The 20,800-nt window shown below is 57.1% G+C and carries 15 protein-coding genes; 7 read left to right on the top strand and 8 right to left on the bottom strand.

The genetic code is table 11. The features are described from left to right. Positions 1-15: 15 nt before the first annotated feature. From U9R25_20010 to sucC, 5 genes are all read right to left on the bottom strand, one after another. Positions 16-765 (bottom strand): SpoIIE family protein phosphatase, encoded by a 750-nt coding sequence (locus tag U9R25_20010; GenBank protein MEA3338179.1) that lies wholly within the window; start codon positions 763-765, stop codon positions 16-18. Between the two features lie 19 nt (positions 766-784). After that, on the bottom strand, positions 785-2,395 hold the full coding sequence (locus U9R25_20005; protein ID MEA3338178.1) for a hypothetical protein: 1,611 nt from the start codon (positions 2,393-2,395) through the stop codon (positions 785-787). Further along, positions 2,355-3,929: an HD domain-containing protein gene (locus tag U9R25_20000; GenBank protein ID MEA3338177.1), complete on the bottom strand. Its 1,575-nt coding sequence runs from the start codon at positions 3,927-3,929 to the stop codon at positions 2,355-2,357. Before U9R25_20000 ends, U9R25_20005 begins: the two co-directional genes overlap by 41 nt. Positions 3,930-3,937: 8 nt before the next feature. Continuing rightward, positions 3,938-4,804, bottom strand: coding sequence for a succinate--CoA ligase subunit alpha (gene sucD, locus U9R25_19995; GenBank protein MEA3338176.1), 867 nt, complete (start codon positions 4,802-4,804; stop codon positions 3,938-3,940). A gap of 94 nt (positions 4,805-4,898) precedes the next feature. Continuing rightward, the gene (gene sucC, locus U9R25_19990; GenBank protein ID MEA3338175.1) at positions 4,899-6,035 is read right to left on the bottom strand and encodes an ADP-forming succinate--CoA ligase subunit beta; all 1,137 of its coding nucleotides are present in this window, start codon (positions 6,033-6,035) and stop codon (positions 4,899-4,901) included. 274 nt (positions 6,036-6,309) lie between these two features. On the opposite strand from sucC, the gene U9R25_19985 reads away from it, so the two are divergent. Continuing rightward, positions 6,310-7,515, top strand: coding sequence for a site-2 protease family protein (locus U9R25_19985; protein MEA3338174.1), 1,206 nt, complete (start codon positions 6,310-6,312; stop codon positions 7,513-7,515). Positions 7,516-7,699: 184 nt separating this feature from the next. On the opposite strand, the gene U9R25_19980 is transcribed toward U9R25_19985, so the two are convergent. Both U9R25_19980 and U9R25_19975 read right to left on the bottom strand, forming a co-directional pair. Further along, positions 7,700-9,133 (bottom strand): PQQ-dependent sugar dehydrogenase, encoded by a 1,434-nt coding sequence (locus U9R25_19980; GenBank protein ID MEA3338173.1) that lies wholly within the window; start codon positions 9,131-9,133, stop codon positions 7,700-7,702. Positions 9,134-9,206: 73 nt separating this feature from the next. Continuing rightward, on the bottom strand, positions 9,207-10,952 hold the full coding sequence (locus tag U9R25_19975) for a universal stress protein (GenBank protein MEA3338172.1): 1,746 nt from the start codon (positions 10,950-10,952) through the stop codon (positions 9,207-9,209). Positions 10,953-11,188: 236 nt separating this feature from the next. Here U9R25_19975 and U9R25_19970 point away from each other — a divergent pair, with 236 nt between their 5' ends. The 6 genes from U9R25_19970 (at position 11,189) to U9R25_19945 (ending at position 19,548) form a co-directional block, all read left to right on the top strand. Further along, positions 11,189-11,836: a cytidylate kinase-like family protein gene (locus U9R25_19970; protein ID MEA3338171.1), complete on the top strand. Its 648-nt coding sequence runs from the start codon at positions 11,189-11,191 to the stop codon at positions 11,834-11,836. A gap of 320 nt (positions 11,837-12,156) precedes the next feature. Then, positions 12,157-13,884, top strand: a complete 1,728-nt coding sequence (locus U9R25_19965; protein ID MEA3338170.1) for a substrate-binding domain-containing protein — start codon at positions 12,157-12,159, stop codon at positions 13,882-13,884. 59 nt (positions 13,885-13,943) lie between these two features. Then, the gene (locus tag U9R25_19960) at positions 13,944-16,433 is read left to right on the top strand and encodes a sugar ABC transporter substrate-binding protein (protein ID MEA3338169.1); all 2,490 of its coding nucleotides are present in this window, start codon (positions 13,944-13,946) and stop codon (positions 16,431-16,433) included. A gap of 145 nt (positions 16,434-16,578) precedes the next feature. Further along, positions 16,579-17,748 carry a uroporphyrinogen decarboxylase family protein gene (locus tag U9R25_19955; protein MEA3338168.1) on the top strand — a complete coding sequence of 390 codons (1,170 nt, stop codon included), beginning with the start codon at positions 16,579-16,581 and terminating at the stop codon, positions 17,746-17,748. A gap of 28 nt (positions 17,749-17,776) precedes the next feature. After that, positions 17,777-18,715, top strand: a complete 939-nt coding sequence (locus tag U9R25_19950; GenBank protein MEA3338167.1) for a sugar ABC transporter permease — start codon at positions 17,777-17,779, stop codon at positions 18,713-18,715. Further along, a complete protein-coding gene (locus U9R25_19945; GenBank protein ID MEA3338166.1) occupies positions 18,712-19,548 on the top strand; it encodes a carbohydrate ABC transporter permease in 837 nt (278 codons plus the stop codon). Before U9R25_19950 ends, U9R25_19945 begins: the two co-directional genes overlap by 4 nt. 345 nt (positions 19,549-19,893) lie before the next feature. Here U9R25_19945 and U9R25_19940 read toward each other — a convergent pair whose 3' ends face one another. Further along, the gene (locus tag U9R25_19940) at positions 19,894-20,424 is read right to left on the bottom strand and encodes a hypothetical protein (GenBank protein MEA3338165.1); all 531 of its coding nucleotides are present in this window, start codon (positions 20,422-20,424) and stop codon (positions 19,894-19,896) included. Positions 20,425-20,800 lie beyond the last annotated feature (376 nt).

Genomic DNA, 20,800 nt, shown 5'->3' with positions numbered 1-20,800 from the left:
GATCCCGAGCCTGTGCTAAACTGGCAAGCTAACCGACAGACGTCGCACCCGGTCTTCTCTCTCCCTCCGCCTCACGCCCAAAACCAGCAAGCTCATGTCGTCCCTGGGACGACCCTGATCAAGCCTGATGGCTTCCTCAAGAACGACCTCGGCCAGGTCCTCAGGGTCATCCACACCCTTCTGGATCAAGGATTGCACCAGCGCAGCGATGGCGATGCGATCACCCGAGCGCTCGCCAGCTGTCCAGAGACCATCGGTGAAAACCAGGACAGTCGTGCCCACTTCCAGAGCCATTTCAGAAATCACCGGCTTGACCAGCGTTGCGATTCCAATCGCATCACTGGGATCGTTGAGAAAGAGCCAGCCATCAGGAGACCGCTTGCCAGCCCAGGCTGGATTGTAAACAAGAACCGGGCAATGGGAATTGCGGGAGATCAAGAGGGTTTTGCTGGCAAGGTCCACGGAGACGATATTCAACGTCGCCGATACCTGTCCCCGGCGATGGGTACGAAGGTAGTCATGGGAAGCCCGGGCCGCGGCACCATCGCGAACGCCATCTGCCAACAGGGACACTGCCTTTCTTACGACGATATTGCTGATAGTCTTGGCTGCTTTTCCGCTGCGCTGGCCATCGGCAATCACCGCTGAAATGCCGCCGTGGGGTCGCTCAATCACCTCGACGGTATCGCCGCTTTCGCTGGTCGCGTATTTCCCTATCTTGGCAATCGCCAGATAGATTTCGAGGTCAAGGTCAAGTGCCTTCAAGGGTACTGTCCTGCCGGCGTCAGGGGTTGGGGGTCGGTGTTGGCGTGGCCGTGCGAGTGGGTGTGGGTGTGGGAAGCCGCACCTGAACATTGAACGTCTGTTGGAAATCGGGCTGGGAGCACTGAATACACGTGCCAAGTACGGTTGTCAGATAATTGCCATCCACCAGATTGGCAGGGACGCGGTAGTTCAATGAAACCGTATCCCTGGCGCCCACATCCAGGTTTTTGATGGGCGATTCATCGCCGAATTCGCAGTCGCTGGCCCAGCAGAAGAAAACTCCCCACCCCGCCGGCAAGTCGGGACTTGACTTGGTGAGCTGGTAATCGAGGGTTCGATTGCCATGGTTGCGAACCTGGATCAAGAACAGCGGGCAGCCGTTGCCGGTGCGGCAAGAATTTTCGGTGCCGTCGATCACCGTGATGTCGAGATCCTCGGCAAAGCTAATCTCGTAGAAGGGCGTGGGGGTGAAAGTGGGTGTCGTGGTCGGCGTCAGGGTAGGTGTTGGCCGGTTGACAGTAACCGTCTGCGATTCTTCCTGCACCGATCCATTGTGCTTGATGACCCTCAACGTGTAGGTCTTTGTCGAGCTGGGCTTCACCCGCTTGGAACCGGTAGGACCGGATACACCTTCGCCATCCAGATAAATCGCCTGTACGCCGCGAACGTTCCAGGAAAGGGTCGATTCCTGCCCCTGATTGATGGTGGTGGGGTTGGCCGTGAAGGACATGGAGAAGGCCTCGTGGGTCGCTTGCCAGGTCGCCGTTGGCGGCGGTATGGGTGTGGCCGTTGCCGGGGGAACACGCGTATTGGTCGGGAATGGCGTGGCCGAAGGCCGCTGCGTAGGAGGCACTATCGGCGTCCAGGTAAAAGTAGGCGTCGGCCGAAAGGGCGTCAAGGTTGGAGGCAGCGTCGGGATGACGACCATGGTCGTCGATTCCGCCGGCGTCGGCTCGACCGGCGTTTCGCCTGTGCCGGGCAAAGGGGTCGGGGTAACAATGAGAACGATGGTCCCCGACTCGGTCGTTTTGGTGATTGGTACCACCCCCTGGGGACCGCCCCCCTCGACAATTGCGGTGACTGAGGGATTAAGCGCCAATCGATTCGACAAAGATTGCCATCCGACCCAACTGGCACTGGCAAATGCACACAACATGAGCACAGTCACCAGGGTGCCGGCTGCCAGCAAGAGGGGCCACACAGGTCGCCTGGAGGGACCGCCAGATTGCGGCGGGTAGACCGGCGGTGGCGGTGGCGGAACGGCGTAATCAGCTTCGAACTGCTCGCCAATATCCTGCGAGCTCTCCTCCCAATCGTAGTTGTCCCCAATACCGGACGCGGACGAAAAATCCTCATCCAGCTCGGATGTTACAGCGAACGCTGCCGCGGTTGCGCCGGCAAAGGCTGCTTCGTCATCGACAGCCGCGGACTCGCCACTGGCCGCAGCATCGCGCGCCATCAGCCGCGGGCAACGATCCCGATTACCCCCAAGGCAGAAAAATGTCTGCTCATTCAGGGGAATCGACTGGTGCGGGCTTGATGCGTAACATCGGTTTTCGTAGCTGGGATAGGTCAGATAAGCGCCTTGCTCATCCACCAGCCCCAACAGGGGGCAAACCTGTGATTCCATGTTCCTCTTGTTGTCTCAGTGCGTAATCCAGCGCCTGCCGCCCTGTCTGGATCGTGCCCACGGCCTGTTGCTCGGCGATCTTCTCCAGAAGTTGGCCGATCAGCGGGCCTGGTGGCAGATTGAGAGTCTCCATGAGATCTCTACCATCGACCAGGGCGGGCGGCGAAACGACCTGCTCCGGTCGCTGCCAAAAATCATCCAACAGACCCTCTACTACACCCAGCAGGGATAGCCAGTCGTCCAATGTTGCGCCAGAATCCCTCTTGGCCCGAAAATCCGCCAGGCTTAACATCGCCACATCGATTCCCGCATCTCCAAGATCGCGGAAATAACGGTGAACCGCCTTGCGGCTGGGTGGCCCGGAAGCGGAAGCCAGTTGCAATGGGCGCAGGTGATGTGCTACGACAGATGCTACGCGGCGTACCTCCGCGTCATTGAAACGCAGCCGGCGCAATACGTCGGAAATCAGGTCTGCACCCACCCGTTCGTGGCCCAAGAAGCGGATCCGTGTTTCACCGGATGAACTTGCCTTGACCGCAGCTGTCGTAGGCTTGCCAAGATCATGGCCCAGAGCGGCCCACCGCAGCATGTGTCCTCTGGAACGCAGACCGGCACCTTCGCCGTGACTGAAATGCTCCTGGACCAGTTCGAGCTGCTCTGCAAGCACATCCATCAGGACAAGATCCCATTCGTCACGGGGTTCTTCACACCCATCGATCAATGCCTGGTGCCAGGAAACCATGTCAACCACGAGCAAGCTGTGGTCAAAGACGTCCAGATGATGCGGTGGCGACTGAAGGACACCATGGGTACGTTCGAGCTCTGGCAAAAGCACGTCGAGTTGCTCATAGTCACCCATCTCTGCAACCCACTGCCCCGGCCTATCCACCGACAGGATTTTCACCAGTTCATCCCGGACTCGTTCGTCAGCACAGGTTGCGAGCGCGGGCGACGCCCGCTGGACCCTTCGGGCTGTTTCGCTCTCTAGACGGAATCCCAGGGAAGAGAGTTCCGCAACAAGCCTGATCGCCCGCAGACTTCGGAGAGGATCATCGGCAAGGGCCGTGTCCGATACCAGTCGAAGAAACCGCTGCGCCGTGTCAGCGAGCCCACCGGAGGGATCAATGATCCCCGAGGGGCCATGGGCAAGCGACACCGCCATCGCGTTGACGGTGAAATCCCTGAGCAAAAGATCTTCCACCAGGGTGTCGGCCCGCCATGCTGCGACATCAACCTGAACAAGGCCCTGCGCAGGCTGCCTCAGAATCGCCCGCCCAATATCCCGTTCCGTGTCCAGGCCAACGTAGGCGCCGCCCATGACGTCAGCCAGACGCCGGGCGAGTTCCTGCCCACCTGTCTCCACTACAACGTCCAGATCCCCGATGGGTCGGCCCAGCAAAAGATCCCGCACCGAACCGCCAACAAGATGGCTTTCTTCGGGCTGGCGGCGAAGCCATAACAAGGCAGGCCCGATTGGCGTGCCGTCGAAACCGCCTGGATCAAGGATTGATTCAGGTTCGGGCGGGCTGGACATGGCACTTATTACGCTCGTCCGGCAACGATTTCGGCGATCTCATCGGGCTGCCTGGCCACCTGTACGCCAACAGCCTGGAGCGCCTTCATCTTTTCGGCAGCCGTGCCAGTTCCGCCGGAAATGATGGCGCCGGCATGTCCCATCCGCTTCCCTGGAGGTGCGGTCTGACCGGCAATGAAGGCGGTCACCGGCTTTGACATGGACTGGCGAATAAACTCGGCGGCTGCCTCCTCATCGGTGCCGCCAATTTCGCCGATCAATACAACCTGGTGGGTATCCTGGTCCTCTTCGAACAGCTGCAGGATGTCGATAAAGGTGGACCCGATGATCGGGTCACCACCGATACCTACGGCGGTCGACTGGCCGATGCCCCGAGCGCTCAGGGCTGCAACCACCTCATAGGTCAGGGTGCCACTGCGGCTAACAATGCCCACATTGCCCGGAATATGAATGTGTCCGGGCATGATACCGACCTTGGCCTCGCCGGGCGTGATTACGCCTGGGCAGTTGGGGCCAATGAGCCGGGAGCCGGTTTGGTCGATACAGGCCCGCACCTGCACCATGTCCAGGGTTGGAATCCCCTCAGTGATGCAGACGACCAGCTCAACCGCGGCATCGACAGCCTCCAGAATGGCATCCTGGGCAAAGCGGGCCGGCACGTAGATGATAGAGGCATTGGCCTCGGTGGCGCGCACCGCTTCCTTGACCGTATCGAACACCGGCACACCGGCAGACCACTGTCCACCTTTGCCTGGCGTGACGCCGCCAACCACGTTGGTGCCGTAAGCAACCATTTGCTCGGTATGGAACATGCCTTCTCGGCCGGTGATCCCCTGCACGATGAGACGCGTGTTCTTATTGACGAGAATACTCATGGAAACGATTCCTTTATGTCAAATTAACTATCAGTTCCTCCCGGATATCCGCCAAGGGAGCCGGGAAAGAAAAAGGTCCATCTCAATTCTGCCGCTAGCCGTTGGCCGCCGCCGCGACCGCCTTCCGGGCAGCTTCCGACAAAGTGGCTGCGGTTTCCATTTCGGCATCCGCCAGGATTGCCCTGCCCTCGGCTTCATTGGTGCCAACCAGTCGCACGACCATCGGCACATCGGTAGGTACCACCTCCAGCGCTTCCAGAATGCCTCGGGCCACTTCGTCGCAGCGGGTAATGCCACCGAAGATGTTGATCAGCACAGCGCGCACATTCTCATCAGACAGGATGATCCGCAGGGCCGCGGCCACCCGTTCCGACGTGGCGCCGCCACCGATGTCCAGGAAGTTGGCTGGGGCGCCGCCGAACAACTTGGTCATATCCATGGTCGCCATGGCCAATCCGGCGCCATTGACCATGCAGCCGATGTGACCATCCAGCTTGACGTAGCTCAAATCGTGCTGCCTGGCCTCCGCCTCATAGCGATCCTCTTCAGTAAGATCCCGTCGTTCGGCCAGGGCCGGATGGCGATACAACGCGTTGTCGTCGATAGACATCTTGCCATCCACAGCCAGCAGCTGTCCATCTTCGGTGACCACCAGGGGGTTGATCTCCGCGAGCGAGGCATCGCTTGCAATGAAGACCTGATAGAGTCCACCCGCGATCCTGGCAAAGGCGCGCCACTGTTCCCTGGGAATGCCCAGGGCGATCGCCATTTCGGTGGCCTGATAGGATCGAAAACCGATGAAGGGATCGATCAATACCTTGACGATCTTTTCCGGCGTCGAGGCGGCCACCTCTTCGATGTCGACACCGCCCTCACTGGAACCCATCATTACGACCCGCCGCGCGGCGCGGTCGATCACCAGGCCCAGATAGATCTCGTCCGCTATCTCAGCAGCCTCGTCCACCAGGACCTTGTTTACGGTCAAACCTTTGATGTCCATGCCAAGGATCGCCTCTGCGGCTACCTCAGCCTCCTGCGCAGTCTCTGCCAGTTTGATGCCACCCGCTTTACCGCGACCGCCCACCAGCACCTGGGATTTGACGACAACCTTGCTGCCCAGTTTTTCGGCAATTTCACGGGCCTCGGCCGGTGTCTCGGCCACGTCACCGGCAGGAATAGGTACGCCAAAACGGGCGAACTCCCGTTTCGACTGATATTCATGGAGATTCAATTTGCCCTCCTCAATGGGAAGCTCCCCTGTTCGGGGAGACGGGGAAAAGCGATCTGAAACGGCAGGGGCGCCCCGTTGCGCTTCATGCCGAGAAATGCAAAAAATGCTTGCGAATTATACCACGCAGTCGAAACACCAGCAAAGTTTCGACTGGATTCGCAGATGGGAATTGAGAATTGCTGTTTGGAATCGAAATGCCTTGACACGGGGCACGGCATGACGTATGCTGAGATATGGTATGGAAGGAGTCAACCCGCCCGTCTAAGGAGAGAACATGGGTCGCTCCCTTACAATAGCCACAGTCCGGGGAATCGAGATCAAGGTCCACTGGTCGTTTGTGCTGATTCTCGCCTATGGCGCGTTCACCTGGGGAAGGATTGCTTCCCAGGATGCCGCAGGGGAAACGACCTCTCTGGTAACCGGCGCTATCTATGGCGTGTTGCTGGTCTTGCTGCTCTTCGTGATCGTTGTCTTTCACGAGTTAGGACATGGCATCACGGCCCAATACTTCAATATCCCGGTGCGCGATATCACCTTGCTGCCGCTCGGCGGCGTGGCCCGGCTGGAACGACAACCAGATACCCCCTGGCAGGAACTGCTGGTTGCCATCGCCGGGCCGGCAGTCAATTTCGCCCTGATGCTAATCCTGTTGCCCCTGTTGTTCGCCGTGATGGCCGTACAGGATGTGAATTCGGCGAGCCAGGTGCTCTCCACTTACACCAGCATCAGCCTGCTTGGACTGGTCACATTTCTCGTATTGACCAACCTGATCCTCGGCGTTTTCAACCTGCTGCCGGCTTTCCCCATGGACGGCGGACGCATACTGCGCAGCCTGCTTTCGCTGGCTCTGCCCTTCACCACAGCCACAAGACTTGCGGCCAACATCGGGCGGGCCCTGGCTGTCATGATGGGAATCTGGGCCGTGGTCAACCGCGACATTTTCCTTACCATGATCGCCATCTTCATCTACATGGGCGCCAGCGATGAAAACGCCGAGACCCGCGTAAGGGATGCCCTGGAAGACATGCAGGCCGGTGACGTCTACGATCGCCACGGCCTTGTCCTGGGCGCAGCCCAGCCGCTGTCTGCGGTTGTGAATACAATCCTGACTTCACACCAGACCAACTTCGCTGTCCTGGTTGGTAGCCAATTAGCAGGGGTTATCACCACCGTTCAGGTCATCAAGGCACTTCGCCGTGACCAGAGCGAGGCAACGGTTGGAACAATCATGGATCGCGACTATCTGCGCGTCGAACAGAGCGACAGCCTTTATTTGGTTCGCACCAAAATGGTACAGCAGCGACGCAATGTGGCGGCGGTGTTTGACGGCCCCATCTTCCTGGGCCTGATCAGCGCAGGTGATATCCACCAGGCTTACAAGCTAAGAAACGCCTCCGCCAAAGCCCGGGCGCCCCAAGAGGATCCGACGACGGCTCCTGCCAAGGAAGAAAACAACCCCTTCCTCCCCGACCGCGATTGATCTGCGGTTGTTATTTTTTCTGATTTCACCGCTGATTAACGCAGGCCTTCGGCGCAGATTCACGCTGATCTTTTTTTGTCTGATCTGCGTTCATCTGCGTCTATCAGCGTTATCTGCGATCATGTTTTTTTCTGATTTCACCGCTGATTAACGCACATTCCAGTCGAGGCTCAATATCGCCGCATCAGGAGGTCCAGGCGCCGGCTACCAGTTGAATGTCGATGACATCGACCGCGCCGCTACAGTCCACATCGAAATCGGGGACAAAATCGCTGCGCAGCCAGTCCTCTGCCACCAGCTGAATGTCGATGACGTCCTGCCCACCATCCCCGTTCACATCGTAGTTGCCGCTGACGCAAGTGGCGGGTCGCAGCTCAAGCTTGAAGATTTCACCTCCGGAATCGTCGGCGATGTACAGGTCGCCCATGGCGTCCTCGCCAAAGGAGGTAGGCCTGGTCAACGATCGGCCTGCGGGCGCCTGCACGGTGTGATTGACGCGTACCCAGCCAAGCCCGTTATGCTGCAATGTTCGCAGCTGGCTTTCAAAAAAGTCGAAATAGTAGTCGCAGAAGAAGTAGTCGCCGAAATAGGCGCTATTGGGTGAGCCGCGAAAGACGAACCCACCGGTGATGGCCAGACCCTCGCTGTGAGAATACTCGTAGACAGGGAAGTCGTAGTCACTTTCTTCGCCACAGCCTGCGGAATTGTAGACATGATTGCCCTCATAGCAGCGCCAGCCCCAATTGTAGCCGCCTGAACTTCCCGCGGGTTCCAGGTCGATCTCCTCCCATTGCCCCTGTCCCACATCGCCGATCCACTGGTCACCCGTCAACCGGTCGAAGCTGAAACGCCAGGGATTGCGCAGGCCGAGGGCCCATATCTCTTCCTGAGCCCCGGCAACCCCGATAAAGGGATTGTCCGGTGGAATGCCGTAGGGCGTGCCGCTGTCGACGTCGATGCGCAACATCTTGCCGAGTAATTCGGCAGGATCCTGGGCGTTGTCCAGGGGATCGCCGCCAGATCCGCCGTCGCCCGTGCCGATGTAGAGATAGCCGTCTGGCCCGAACTTGAGTTGACCACCGTTGTGGTTCGAGTAGGGCTGGTCGATGGTCATCAGGATGGTGGCGCTGTTGGGATCCGCCAGGTTGGCGTTTTCCTGCGAGACCGAGTAACGTGCCACAACTGTGTCTCCGCTGGGGGATACAGCCGTATAGTTGACAAAGAAATAGCCGTTACTGTCGTAGTCGGGGTGAAAAGCAATGCCCAGGAGTCCCTGCTCATTGCCCGAGGCGTTCACAATGCTGGTGATATCGAGAAATGGGGCAGGCAATAGGGTGTAGGTGCCGCCCTGGATGGTGACGATACGAACCCGCCCAGGTTTTTCTACGACAAAGAGCCGCGAGCGGTCTCCCGGAGCGGCTGTGATGTCCACGGGCCGGCTGAGGTTGTCTGCCACCAGGGTCAAGGAAATGGTGTCGGTGGGTCCGAGCTGGAGTTTCCCCGGCTCACCCTGGGCCAACACAGGCGCCGGCAGTACAAGAGCCAGCCCGATAACAGCAAAAAGAAACAGAAGCGGAACCAGGGTTGCGATTCCAGGCCAGGCATTCTTCCTCGTCATGTCACAATCTCCTTCGTTAAACTCAAAACTCACGGATTCACGCGTCGTTTCAGAAGCACGATAGAATCGGGGATCAGCGGCAGACCAACATCGGCTGCCGGCAACGCTGCAATAGCTGGTCGACGGCGCTGCCGAGAACAACCTCCAACAGTGGCGAGTGCCCGTACCCGCCGATGATGACCAGGTCAGCAGCCTGCGCCTCGACCGTTTGCAAAATGGAATCGCCAACCGGTCCCTCGGCTGCCACCGGAGTCGCCTGGACACCACGGGATTCCAGGTATGCCTGAGCTTCCCGAAGCGTGGCGCGGGAGGTCCGGTCTTTCTCGATCACGGTCAACACGATCAAGGGCATCTGCCAATGGCCTGAAAGATAAGCGGCAACATACAGCGCTTCCCGCGACTTGGGGCTGCCATCATAGGCAAGCACCGCCCGGGAAAGCCTCGAGACCTGCGGCACCGCCAGGACGGGACGGGGACAGCTGCCAATCAAGGTATGAAAGCCGGAGCCAAGCTTGCCTACCGGACCTTGTCCAGGTGGAAAGGCCAGGTTTGCTACCACCAGATCGGTCCAGCGAGCCCGGCTACAGATATTGCGAGCGATCCGTTGCCCTGTCTCTATCCGCAGGTTCCCTGGCACACCGGCGGCATGGCAACGGTCTTGAAATGTCTTCAGTACATGTTCCTCGTCACGGGCACTGGTCTGGGATGATGAGCGAATCACGTGCAGCCCCTGGAGCGCCGAACCTTCCTTTGCTGCGACGACCAGCGCCTGATCCAGGGCTTGCCACCCCCGTTCCGTTCCGCTCACAGACACCAGGATTCTTGGAAACAGACGGTTCTCGCGCCGCACCGCAACCTGGGTTTTACGCCACTGCCCGGTGACTGGACCGGCATCCAGTTCGGTGGGAGTAACAGCCTCCGCCAATCGCTCACCAAGGCGATGGATGATCCGCGTCAAGCGGGGACTGTGGCCACTTGCCAGGTCAACAGCGGCCGCCTCCGCACCCACCTGCCATCCAAGAGTATCCTCCAACCTCTGCTGCCGTTCCGAGACCCAGACATAAAGATCGGTTTCGGTTCGTCCTGGAAAGTCGTCGAGTATGCCCAACTCACGGATGATCCCGATCACAGGAAAGTAGACGTTATCGTACCATTCGGCGGACGCTCGCTTGCCATCCACATCATGCCCTGCCTGCAATGACAGCAGTTGGCGGTACAGGTTGATCTGTCCTATCAGTACCCGGTACTGACCGGCCGCAGTAACTGTGAGCTGCGCGGCAGGCCGAGTCTCGTCCAGACCTGTGGTCTCCAGAAAATGGGCGTAGGAGGCTTTAATTATCAGGTTGTCGGGCTTGTCGTTGGGGGCCAGGGGAACGCGAACATCCACCTCGGTGACATAGGCCTCGATGGTGGTTGCGCCCTGTTGGCGAGCCACCGAGACCCGGTGATTGCCGTCCAGGACAAAGTAGACATCGCCCACCTTGAAGACCTCGATCGGCGGCAAACCACCTCCGTAGAGCATTTTTAGCTTTACCCGTGCCCATCGCTCCTCGTCACTGTCGCGACGGGGCATGAATCGCCGGGTAAAATCGGAATAGCGCCCAACGCTGCCGACTATGGAATCGATGGGAATATCTTCCAGGTTCCGCTGAGCCGCCGGTTCAGCTCTCAGCAACTGGCGGATCTCCTCATACGAGAGAAGGTCGTCCGACTTTCCGGTTACCCGCGCCTTCAAATCCTCCAGAACAGCCTGACGGCGGGCCTCGCGGAAGTCCCGGATGGCCGCCGTGTAGATCAACCCGTTCGCCTGTTGGGTCATGTCATCACCAGTGATCGTCGGATGTCCATACCACTGAGAACAAATGCATGCAGGATTGCCGCTGCGCTTTTCGAGCTACAACCGCCATTATCCCAGACCTGAAGCAACAGGTCAAGTTGAAGTGGTTGAAAATCTGAGAGATTCTTGGTATACTGGAATCAGATGGAGCATCGACGGCGCCCAACCGCCGCGCTCGCAATACCGGTCGCTGGGTCACATTCCACGGGAGGTAGACAATGACAGTCATCACCATATCCCGCCAATACGGAAGTGGCGGCACTGAGATCGCGATAAGAGTGAGTGAACTGCTGGGCTATCGTTTTGTCGACAAAGAGATCATCGCCGCCGCTGCAACAGAATCGGGGCTCTGCATCGAGGGTGAGGTCGAGTTCCGGGAGCAGGGCTCCGATGTCCGCAGTTTTTTGGAGCGGTTGCTCTTTCCGGGACCGCCCACGGTGGCTCAGGTAGCAGTTCACGGGAAAGATGAAGAGGGGCGAACGACGATTACCGTCGAGGAGTTGGACAAAACGGAGTGCCAGGCGCTTATACGAGGCGCGATCCATGCCGTGTACAGTGAGGGCAATACCGTCATTCTTGGACGAGGGGGGCAGGGGGTTCTTCAGGACATGCCAGGAGTATTTCACGTGCGCATCATCGCACCGCTTCCTGCCCGGTTGCTGACTATCCAGGAACAGGACCACCTTGACCTGGAAAGCGCCTATCGCAAGGCCCAGCGACACGACCGGCGGACAGGAAACTACCTGGAGGAAGTCTTCGAAATCGACTGGGATGACCCCTTATTGTATCACCTGGTGATCAACACCGAAAAGCTTGACCTGGACGAGGCAGCCCAGATCATTGTGTGTGCTGTCGAAAGGCAATAGCCCGTACCGTGTAAAAACCTCATCTCACGCCAATTGACTGCCGAGAACGTACTGAGCTTGCCTGGTTGCCGGTAGTATCATCCGAAATCTTCGCAAACGAGGGTGGATGCAGGTTTTTGTACGTAAGGAAGGAGAGGACGCGCGAGTGAAGCAGTCCGCTCAGCACGCCTGGCGCCGCCCACTATTGACCGGTACGTGAATGATCGGTCAATAGTGGGCGTTTTCTGGGTTGAAATCGATGGTTTTAGCTGTTATAATAGTGGCAGCTACAAGAATACCCCAGGAATGGTCACGCTCAGTCAGGGTATGGTGTGCCCCAGATGCTTCCAGGCCAGCGCCAGGTTGTGATACTCAATCTACTGCAGCAGCAGAGTATGGTAACGGTTGCAGAGATCTGCGCGCGTTGCAACTGTTCAGCCGAAACTGCTCGTCGCGATTTGAGGCGACTAGAGGAGAAGGGGCTGCTCGATCGCACCTATGGCGGTGCGTTGCGGGTTTCCAGTCGACACGACACCTCTCTGCGCTCGGTAAACCTTGGGTTGATAGAGGCGAGGACTGCGCTGGTGGACCGCGCCGATGTTCTGATCGTAACGCCGGCAGAAACAGCAACAACCCGTTTGTTGGTAGATCGGGCGCTTCGAATGAGTGTGCCTGTTGTCGCCGAATCTCACAATTATCATGGGGCCACAACGGTCATTACGATTGACGATTACAGTGCCGGTGTTGAGTTAGGGCATTGGGTTGCCAATTATGCACGCGCCAATTTGAACGGCAACGTGCGGGTCCTGGATGTATCGGCTCCCTTTGCCAATACCCGCGCTCGCAGCAGAGGATTTGCCGATAGCCTGCGTCATCTTCCGGCAGGTGATCACATCATCCATCGAGTGAACGGCGAAGGGTTACGGGATACTTCTTTCCGGATTGCTCAGGACGCATTCTCTGTTCACCCAGATATCAACGTCATCTTTGGCATCAATGACGACACAGCACTCGGCGCACTGGAAGCTTATCGATCTGCCGGTCTCGATGAGAGTCGCGTCATCGTCGTTTCCATTGGCTTTGAGGGCAGCACCGTCAAGGACCTGATGGTCTCCGGGGGTCCCTACAAGGCCGGTATCGCCATGTTTCCAGAATTGGTGGGACGTTTCTGCGTGGACACGTCGATCTGCGCCTATCAGGGCAATATCTTGCCCGATCGTGTCTACACGCCTCATGTACTGATTACTGATGAAAACCTTGACCAGTATTACACGCGCAGTGCCGAAGAGAACGGGACTTGGCATATCAACATGGCGCGCTCAGACCAGATGTTGAGCGCCAGCCCGTCCCTTTCGACGATCAGTCGCTGTGCCTTGACGACGATGCCCGCTCGCATTGGCTATGTACAGATTTTCAGTTCCCATGCATGGTACCGGCACATCGAACACGCCATGCTATCACGGGCACGTGAGTTGGGTATCACATTGGAGGTCGTGGATGCCAGCCAGGATATGGCATCCGAGGTGGACGATCTCAAGAAGGCGATAGGTTTTACCGCCGCTCGTTTTGTGAATACAGGTGATAGAATCATCCTTGATGCCGGGACCACAACGGCGTACCTCGCTCTGGCATTGCGGGGCAGGCAACAGATACAGGTGATGACCAACTCACTCCCCGTGCTGACTGAACTTGATGGGGAGTCTGGCATTGAGTTGTTTGTGGCAGGAGGCATGTACAGGCATGAAAGCCATTCGATGGTTGGGCCAGGCACGCAGTCCGTATTGGCTGAACTGCGGGTAGACAAAGCATTTATCAGCGGTGCCGGAGTCAGTCTCGACTTTGGGGTCTCCAATTCAAACATCACCGAGGCAGCTGTGAAGCAGGCAATGATCAAGGCCGCACGGCAAGTAATCATGTTGGCAGATCACACGAAGATCGGCGTGGAATCGCTGGTGAACATCGCACCACTGAGCAGTATTCACACGTTAGTTACAGATGCTGCAATAAGCGCCCATGATCGCAAGACATTTACTCAAGGAGGTGTCGATGTCGTGATCGCCGAGATCTGACCCAAATTCCTGTTGCTCGCCTATTGTAACCAAGACCATTTCCAGCAAAGGAGGAAAAGGTGAACCACAAACGTTCTTTCATGATTTTGGGCTTGCTTCTGATAACCCTGATGGTGTTGGCAGCATGCAGCCAACCCGCAGCCCCTGCACCATCTGAACCAGAAACCACAGCACCGGAAGCGTCTGAGCCGGCAGAGGATGAGGTCGTCACCATCACTTTTTGGGACAACCAGCAGACAGAATCAGGTCTCAGTGAGTTCCAACAAATTGCCGTGGATGAGTTCGAGGCAGCAAACCCCAATATCAAGGTCGAAGTTGTAACCGTGCCATATACGGAATATCAGCAAAAACTCCTGCTTGCTGTGCAAAGCGACGATCCCCCGGATGTCTCCACCGTCGATCAGATCTGGAATTCCGGCTTTGCCGTTGCGGGAGCCATTGAACCGCTCGACTCCTATGTTGCTGCATCCGATAGCATCGCTCAGGAAAACTTCTTCCCCGGCGCCTGGGAATCAGCGACCTGGGATGGGGGCGTCTGGGGTGTGCCCTTCAATGTGGATGTCTGGCAATTCACGTTTTACAACGCCGATATGCTGAGTGCAGCCGGCGTCGATCCTGAGAGCCTGGCCACCTGGGAAGGTCTCCAAGCCGCGGGCGAGGCGTTGACAACCGACGGCCAGTACGGCGTGGGCCTGTTCAGCCAAATGGGCGAGGATACGGTTGTCGTCATGAACAGTTTCATCTACTCCAACGATGGCTCCGTGCTCAACGAAGATGGTTCCTGCGCACTGACTGACCCCGAGGCGGTCGAAGCATTGGAGTATCTGCTTGGATTGCAGGCTTATGCTCCCGAGGGCATTCTAAACGCGTCCAGTGGTGACATGCGCGAATTGTTCCTCAATGGTACCCTGGCCACTGAATGGTGGCCAGCCTTGGAGCAGCCCACCCTTCAAGGTAGTGACTTGAACTGGGACTTTGTGAACGGCACGGCACCCGAGGGCAAGACCCCTGTCGGCACCTACGGCGGCTGGAACCTGGTCATGTACAAGGACTCCCCCAACCAGGAAGCGGTCTGGAAATTCATCGAATTCATGACCGACCCCGAGGTTAACGGCCGTGTCGTTGACCTGATCCCGGCCAACAAAGTGGCGGCTCAGAACTTCCTGGAGGCGAATCGCAAGGGCCCCGATCGCATTATGGAGCACCTCGATAACGCCCGGCCCCGACCGCTCTCACCGAACTACCTGCAGGTCGCGACTATCGAGCAAGAAATGATGCAGGCGATATTCAGCGGAACGCCGGTGGCTGATGCCACTGCGGCTGCCTGTGACGAGATCAATGCGCTTGGCGTGGGTGAGGTGGCGATGGAGCTAGCCAAGGAGGAAGAGCCGGCCGGTGAACCGATCAAATTGGTCTTCTGGGATAATCAGCAGACTGAATCGGGATTGAGCCAGTTCCAGCAGATCGCTGTAGACGAATTCGAGGCTGCCAATCCCAACATCGAGGTGGAAGTCGTGACCGTGCCCTATACCGAATACCAGCAGAAGCTGTTGCTGGCAGTACAGAGCGGTAACCCGCCCGATGTCTCGACCGTCGATCAGATCTGGAACTCCGGCTTTGCGGTGGCCAATGCGATCATTCCCTTGGATGATTTCGTCGCCGACTCGGACAGCATCGTCCAGGAGAACTTCTTCCCCGGCGCCTGGGATTCCGCCACCTGGGATGGACAGGTTTGGGGTATTCCCTTCAACGTCGATGTCTGGCAATTCACGTTTTACAACGCCGATATGCTGAGTGCAGCCGGCGTTGATCCTGAGAGCCTGGCCACCTGGGAAGGTCTCCAAGCTGCGGGCGAGGCGTTGACAACCGACGGCCAGTACGGCGTGGGCCTGTTCAGCCAAATGGGCGAGGATACGGTCGTCGTAATGAACAGTTTCATCTACTCCAACGGTGGCTCCGTCTTGAACGGGGATGGCAGTTGCGCGTTAGGTGACCCTGAAGCCATCGAAGCCCTGGAGTATCTGCTTGGATTGCAAGCTTATGCCCCCGAGGGCATTCTAAACGCGTCCAGTGGTGACATGCGCGAATTGTTCCTCAATGGTACCCTGGCCACTGAATGGTGGCCAGCCTTGGAGCAGCCCACCTTGCAGGGTAGCGATCTGAACTGGGAATTCGTAAATGGTACGGCGCCTGAAGGTAAGACCCCGGTCGGCACCTATGGCGGCTGGAACCTGGTCGTGTACGCGAATTCGCCCAACCAGGAAGCGGCCTGGAAGTTCATCGAATTCATGACCGACCCTGAGGTTAACGGCCGTGTCGTTGACCTGATCCCGGCCAACAAAGTGGCGGCTCAGAACTTCCTGGAGGCGAATCGCAAGGGCCCCGATCGCATTATGGAGCACCTCGATAACGCCCGGCCCCGACCGCTCTCACCGAACTACCTGCAGGTCGCGACTATCGAGCAAGAAATGATGCAAGCGATATTCAGTGGCACGCCCGTGCAGGATGCTGTGGACCTCGCTTGTGCCGAGATCGACGGTTTGAAGTAACGAAGACAGGCAACCTATCGTGCGGCGCCGGATCGTCATGACGACCATCTCTTGATAGTCCGGCGCTGTTTCAAAACACGGATTCGATCTATCGGAGCCATGTTGTGGTCTCTGCCACCATTGCCGAGGAGTATGCCCAATGGGTATGACATCAAAACAAAGAATGCTCACCGCGTTGGATCGAGGTATCCCTGACCGCCTTCCCGTGACAACGCATCACCTGATGACCGATTTTCTCGACAACATTATGGGAGGGATATCCAATCAGGAGTTTTTCGACTACTTTGAAATGGACGCCATCGTCTGGACGGTGCCCCACCGCCCTGATCCCGATGCTGGCGAATACTACGACCCCTCGCAGGGAGAACCGGGTTTCCTGGAAAGCAGGCGTATAGCCACTGATGACTGGCGGATCGAATCTGAAGGGTTGCCCCATCCCCGTTACGCCACCACAAGATTTCGTATCGTCACCCCAAAAGGAGAACTCACCACCGTTCTGCAATCCAACGAGCATACTACATGGGTGACTGAACACCTGATCAAAGAGAAAAGTGATATCGACCTTATCGGCGAGTATGTGACGGCACCGAAATGCGACGTTGATGCCGTTAATGCGACCGCGAAGGCTTTCGGTGAACGGGGGCTGGTGAGAGGCCATATCTGCTGCTTCGATCTCTTCGGGCAGCCGGGCACGTGGCAGGACGCATGCTGTCTGGTCGGCACGCAGCAGATGATCATGGAGACCTTCGACGATCCTGGCTGGGTTCAGGACTTGTTGAAAATATTGCATCGCCGCAAAAGAACGTTTGTCGAGTCACTCAAAGGCGCAAGATACGATATCCTCGAACTGGGCGGTGGCGATGCCTCTACCACAGTCATCTCTCCCAGTATCTTCGAGGACTTCGTCGCTCCCTACGATGCTGACCTGATCGAAGCCGCTCACGAGGCAGGGCAGCGCATAGCCTACCATACGTGTGGCGGCATGATGCCAATTCTCGAAACCATTGCGGCTATGAATCCCAACGCTATGGAGACCCTGACACCGCCTGAGATAGGCGGTGATGTCCGTCTGGCGGAGGCGAAAGTTCGTATCGGTGACAAAGTCTGTATGATCGGCAGTTTCGATCAGTACCACTATTTCGAGGATTGCTCGGAAGAAGCGACCCGTGCTGCTGTTCGTCGAAACTTTGAGGCTGCCGGCGAAGGCGGCGGGTTCATACTCAGTCCTTCCGATCATTTCTTCAGCGCCGATCCCAAGTTGATTGCCGCTTTTGCCGATGAGGCACGCAAGTGCACGTATCAAGTGCACGTATAGTGTTTGACCTGTTCAATAGCGAAGCACGATGACTGCACAACCTGCGAAATCCACACGATCTGATAGAAGGCATTGGGGCCGCGGCGCATACTCAGGCCGGGAGGCCCTGCTGGCATTGGCCTTTCTGGTGCCGGCGGTCATTCTTGTCGGCCTGCTCATGTATTACCCAATGATCCTCGCGTTCGTCGAGAGCCTGTATGAGACCTCTTTTCTCAACCCGGAGCCTGAATTCATCGGCCTGCAGAATTACCGGGATATGCTCCAGGACGGCGGCTTCTGGCAGGTCGTGAGGAATTCCCTTTTCTGGACCATCGGAGTCGTTCTGTTCCAGAACGTGATCGGTATGGCCGTGGCCATTCTGTTCAATCAGGATCTGCCGTTTCGAGGTCTGTCGCGGACCCTGGTGCTCTTACCGTGGGTGCTCCCCGGCATCGTCGCTGCGATTCTATGGCGATTTATGTACGATCCTCAACTGGGCCTGATCAACTCCATACTGATTAGTCTGGGTTTGGTTGATAAGAGCATCCCGTGGCTAGCGCAGCCTTCGACCGCGATGTTGGCAGTGATCATCGCCGCCGTCTGGAAAGGCTTTCCATTCTCGACCGTTATCTATCTCGCCGCCCTTCAGATCGTGGATGAAGAGCAGTTGGAGGCCGCCCAGATCGACGGGGCCAATGCCGTGCAGCGTTTCAGGTACGTGTCGATTCCGGCCATGGTACATATCATCTTCCTGAATTTGCTGCTAACGACCATTTTCACCTTCAATTATTTTGACATGATCTGGGTGACAACCAAGGGTGGGCCCATAAACCGCACCCATATCTTCCCAACTACCATTTTCCAGATCGGATTCGGAGAATTTCGTTTTGGTGAGGCAGCAGCCTATGGCGTCGTGGCTGTCTTGCTTTTGGCGGGTCTTGCCGTGCTTTATATTCTCCAGCTGCGGACCGGAGATGATCGGATATGAAGCCCAGGTCCCGGCAGCGCCTGCGACGGGTTGTGCTGATAGCGCTGCAGATGTTGGTCCTGATCATCGTTCTCATCCCCTTCTTCTGGATGTTCAGTGTGTCGCTCAAGCCTGCCAACGAACCGTTCGCTATCCCGGCCCGCCTTTGGCCCGATAACCCGACCATCGAGAACTACAAGACTGCTTTTCAGCCAGAGTTCCGGCGCTACTTCCTGAACAGCGCCATCATTTCTTTGGCGACCATTGTTATCTCGATCAGCGTCGGGCTGTTGGCTGCCTATAGCTTCAGCCGGTTTCAAATCAGGGGTTTTGGCTTCTTGCTTGTCGCCATCATCCTCGCTCAAATGTTCCCGGTCGCGACAATCATCATCCCTATCTTCAAGATGGTACGAGAGGCAGGATTGCTCAACACCTACTTTGGCCTGATAATCGCCTACATTACCATCACATTACCCGTTTCCATCTGGATGCTGCTCGGATTCATCGGCAATATTCCCCCTGATCTTGAAGAATCGGCCATGATCGACGGCGCCAGTAGGTTCCAGGCATTCTGGAAAGTGGTCGTGCCACTGGCCCGTCCCGGCATCGTGGCCACGGCAGTGTGGATCGTCGTCGTGACCTGGCAGGAATTCATGTTTGCCCTGGCGTTCACCCAAACCAGGGAGATGCGGACTGTGTCTGTGGGCATGAATGATTATATTGGTCAATATGGCATTCGCTATGGGGAACTCATGGCCAGCTCGGTCATGTTCTCGATTCCCATCGTCGTCGTGTTCTTCATCCTGCAACGCCAGTTTGTGGCAGGGCTGACCGCAGGCGCGACGAAGGGCTAAACCTGCGGTCCCATCTATCGGGCCCGTCCTGGCTACTTCTGTCACCCGCCAGGATTGCAGTTTATTGAATGGTCAATTTATACCTACGGGTTGGTTCAACAACGAAGTCACTGACAGAGTTTTAACACGGTGCGCGCCTGCTGCCGATATCGGTTTCGGGCGGTGTATTGGTGCTGCTCGGGATTATCGCAGTGATGGCCTTCCAGCAATCTTTCCATTACCTCACAACAAGTTTCAATATCATGGTTGAGTTCTGTTATAGCACTCACAGACAAGAGACTGGACACGAGGGTTTCAGCTAACAATCGACCCGGAGATTTGGTCTACTTGCACTTGCTGGACAACTCAATTCTGTTCCAGCAAATCGTACGCCTGGATAGTCCTGTTGTGGGGATCGATCCGTAAGGTTCTTATTTCGAATCCTGCCAGATCGATCGTTTGGCTCATACCAAGGGAAGGAAACTCCAGCACCGTGCTGCGGGCCAGACCGGTGGGCTCGAACAAGCGAATGATGTAGTCGTCAGACTGCTCCGCCTTCTTGAAAGCGGACATCAGCACGACCGCGTCGGAAAGGTTTACGGCAGGTGGGTGGGGCGTACCTCTACCAGAAGGAAAAAATGACAGTGTGAAGGGTTTTTCGTTGTGCGAAAGCGCTTCTCTGTCGATACGCTCCCGGCGCTCAGTGCTGGAACCGCCGTTGATCCAGAAGGTGAACAGGCGTTCTCCCTGGTCGATCCTGGGCGAGAAGCGGTCCTGGGGCAGGATTGGCCTATCGAAAACGGGAAGGCCGGAGTATGCCGCTGAGCGTAGGAGTGAGAGTCGCAACTCCCCGCTCGCATAGTCGAAACCATAGGTACCGTCGTTGATACAGGTCAAAGCGCGCTGGTCGAGGTCCGAAAACAAGCCAGTCCATTTCTGCGCTACAACTGTTTCGATCTGCTGTCAGGTGTTTCGAAGTCTATAACATATCTGGCGCCAAAAGTTCCCGGAAGAGTCCGGTTTCATGCCGTTACGTGATGCAAGGACTTGCGAGATGCGTCATGACAAATGGAGGCATCATCGGTTAGGACAAATCAAGTTGAAAGTAAAGCCATCTGGTTCCATTGGCAGAGGGAAAGACGACATATGGTATTCACTCCAAAATTGTAATCCCGATTCTCCGGGCAATCCTTTGTCATGAATGCGATCGCACTTTCAGTGCCACCAAGGACACCCTGTTCTACCGACTGCGTACCGACGCAAAAACCGTGAT

The organism is Chloroflexota bacterium (assembly GCA_034717495.1).
GTDB lineage: Bacteria > Chloroflexota > Anaerolineae > JAAEKA01 > JAAEKA01 > JAYELL01.
Note: the sequence above shows the minus strand (reverse complement) of the source record. Positions and strands in the feature narration are given on the sequence as shown.

What these genes read in the sequence shown, in the direction of transcription:
- U9R25_19965 (MEA3338170.1), top strand. Translation starts at nt 12,157, where the DNA reads ATGCTTCCAGGCCAGCGCCAGGTTGTGATACTCAATCTACTGCAGCAG.
- sucD (MEA3338176.1), bottom strand. Translation starts at nt 4,804, where the DNA reads ATGAGTATTCTCGTCAATAAGAACACGCGTCTCATCGTGCAGGGGATC.
- U9R25_19970 (MEA3338171.1), top strand. Translation starts at nt 11,189, where the DNA reads ATGACAGTCATCACCATATCCCGCCAATACGGAAGTGGCGGCACTGAG.
- U9R25_20000 (MEA3338177.1), bottom strand. Translation starts at nt 3,929, where the DNA reads ATGTCCAGCCCGCCCGAACCTGAATCAATCCTTGATCCAGGCGGTTTC.
- U9R25_19985 (MEA3338174.1), top strand. Translation starts at nt 6,310, where the DNA reads ATGGGTCGCTCCCTTACAATAGCCACAGTCCGGGGAATCGAGATCAAG.
- U9R25_19975 (MEA3338172.1), bottom strand. Translation starts at nt 10,952, where the DNA reads ATGACCCAACAGGCGAACGGGTTGATCTACACGGCGGCCATCCGGGAC.
- U9R25_20005 (MEA3338178.1), bottom strand. Translation starts at nt 2,395, where the DNA reads ATGGAATCACAGGTTTGCCCCCTGTTGGGGCTGGTGGATGAGCAAGGC.
- U9R25_19980 (MEA3338173.1), bottom strand. Translation starts at nt 9,133, where the DNA reads ATGACGAGGAAGAATGCCTGGCCTGGAATCGCAACCCTGGTTCCGCTT.
- U9R25_19955 (MEA3338168.1), top strand. Translation starts at nt 16,579, where the DNA reads ATGACATCAAAACAAAGAATGCTCACCGCGTTGGATCGAGGTATCCCT.
- U9R25_19945 (MEA3338166.1), top strand. Translation starts at nt 18,712, where the DNA reads ATGAAGCCCAGGTCCCGGCAGCGCCTGCGACGGGTTGTGCTGATAGCG.
- U9R25_19950 (MEA3338167.1), top strand. Translation starts at nt 17,777, where the DNA reads ATGACTGCACAACCTGCGAAATCCACACGATCTGATAGAAGGCATTGG.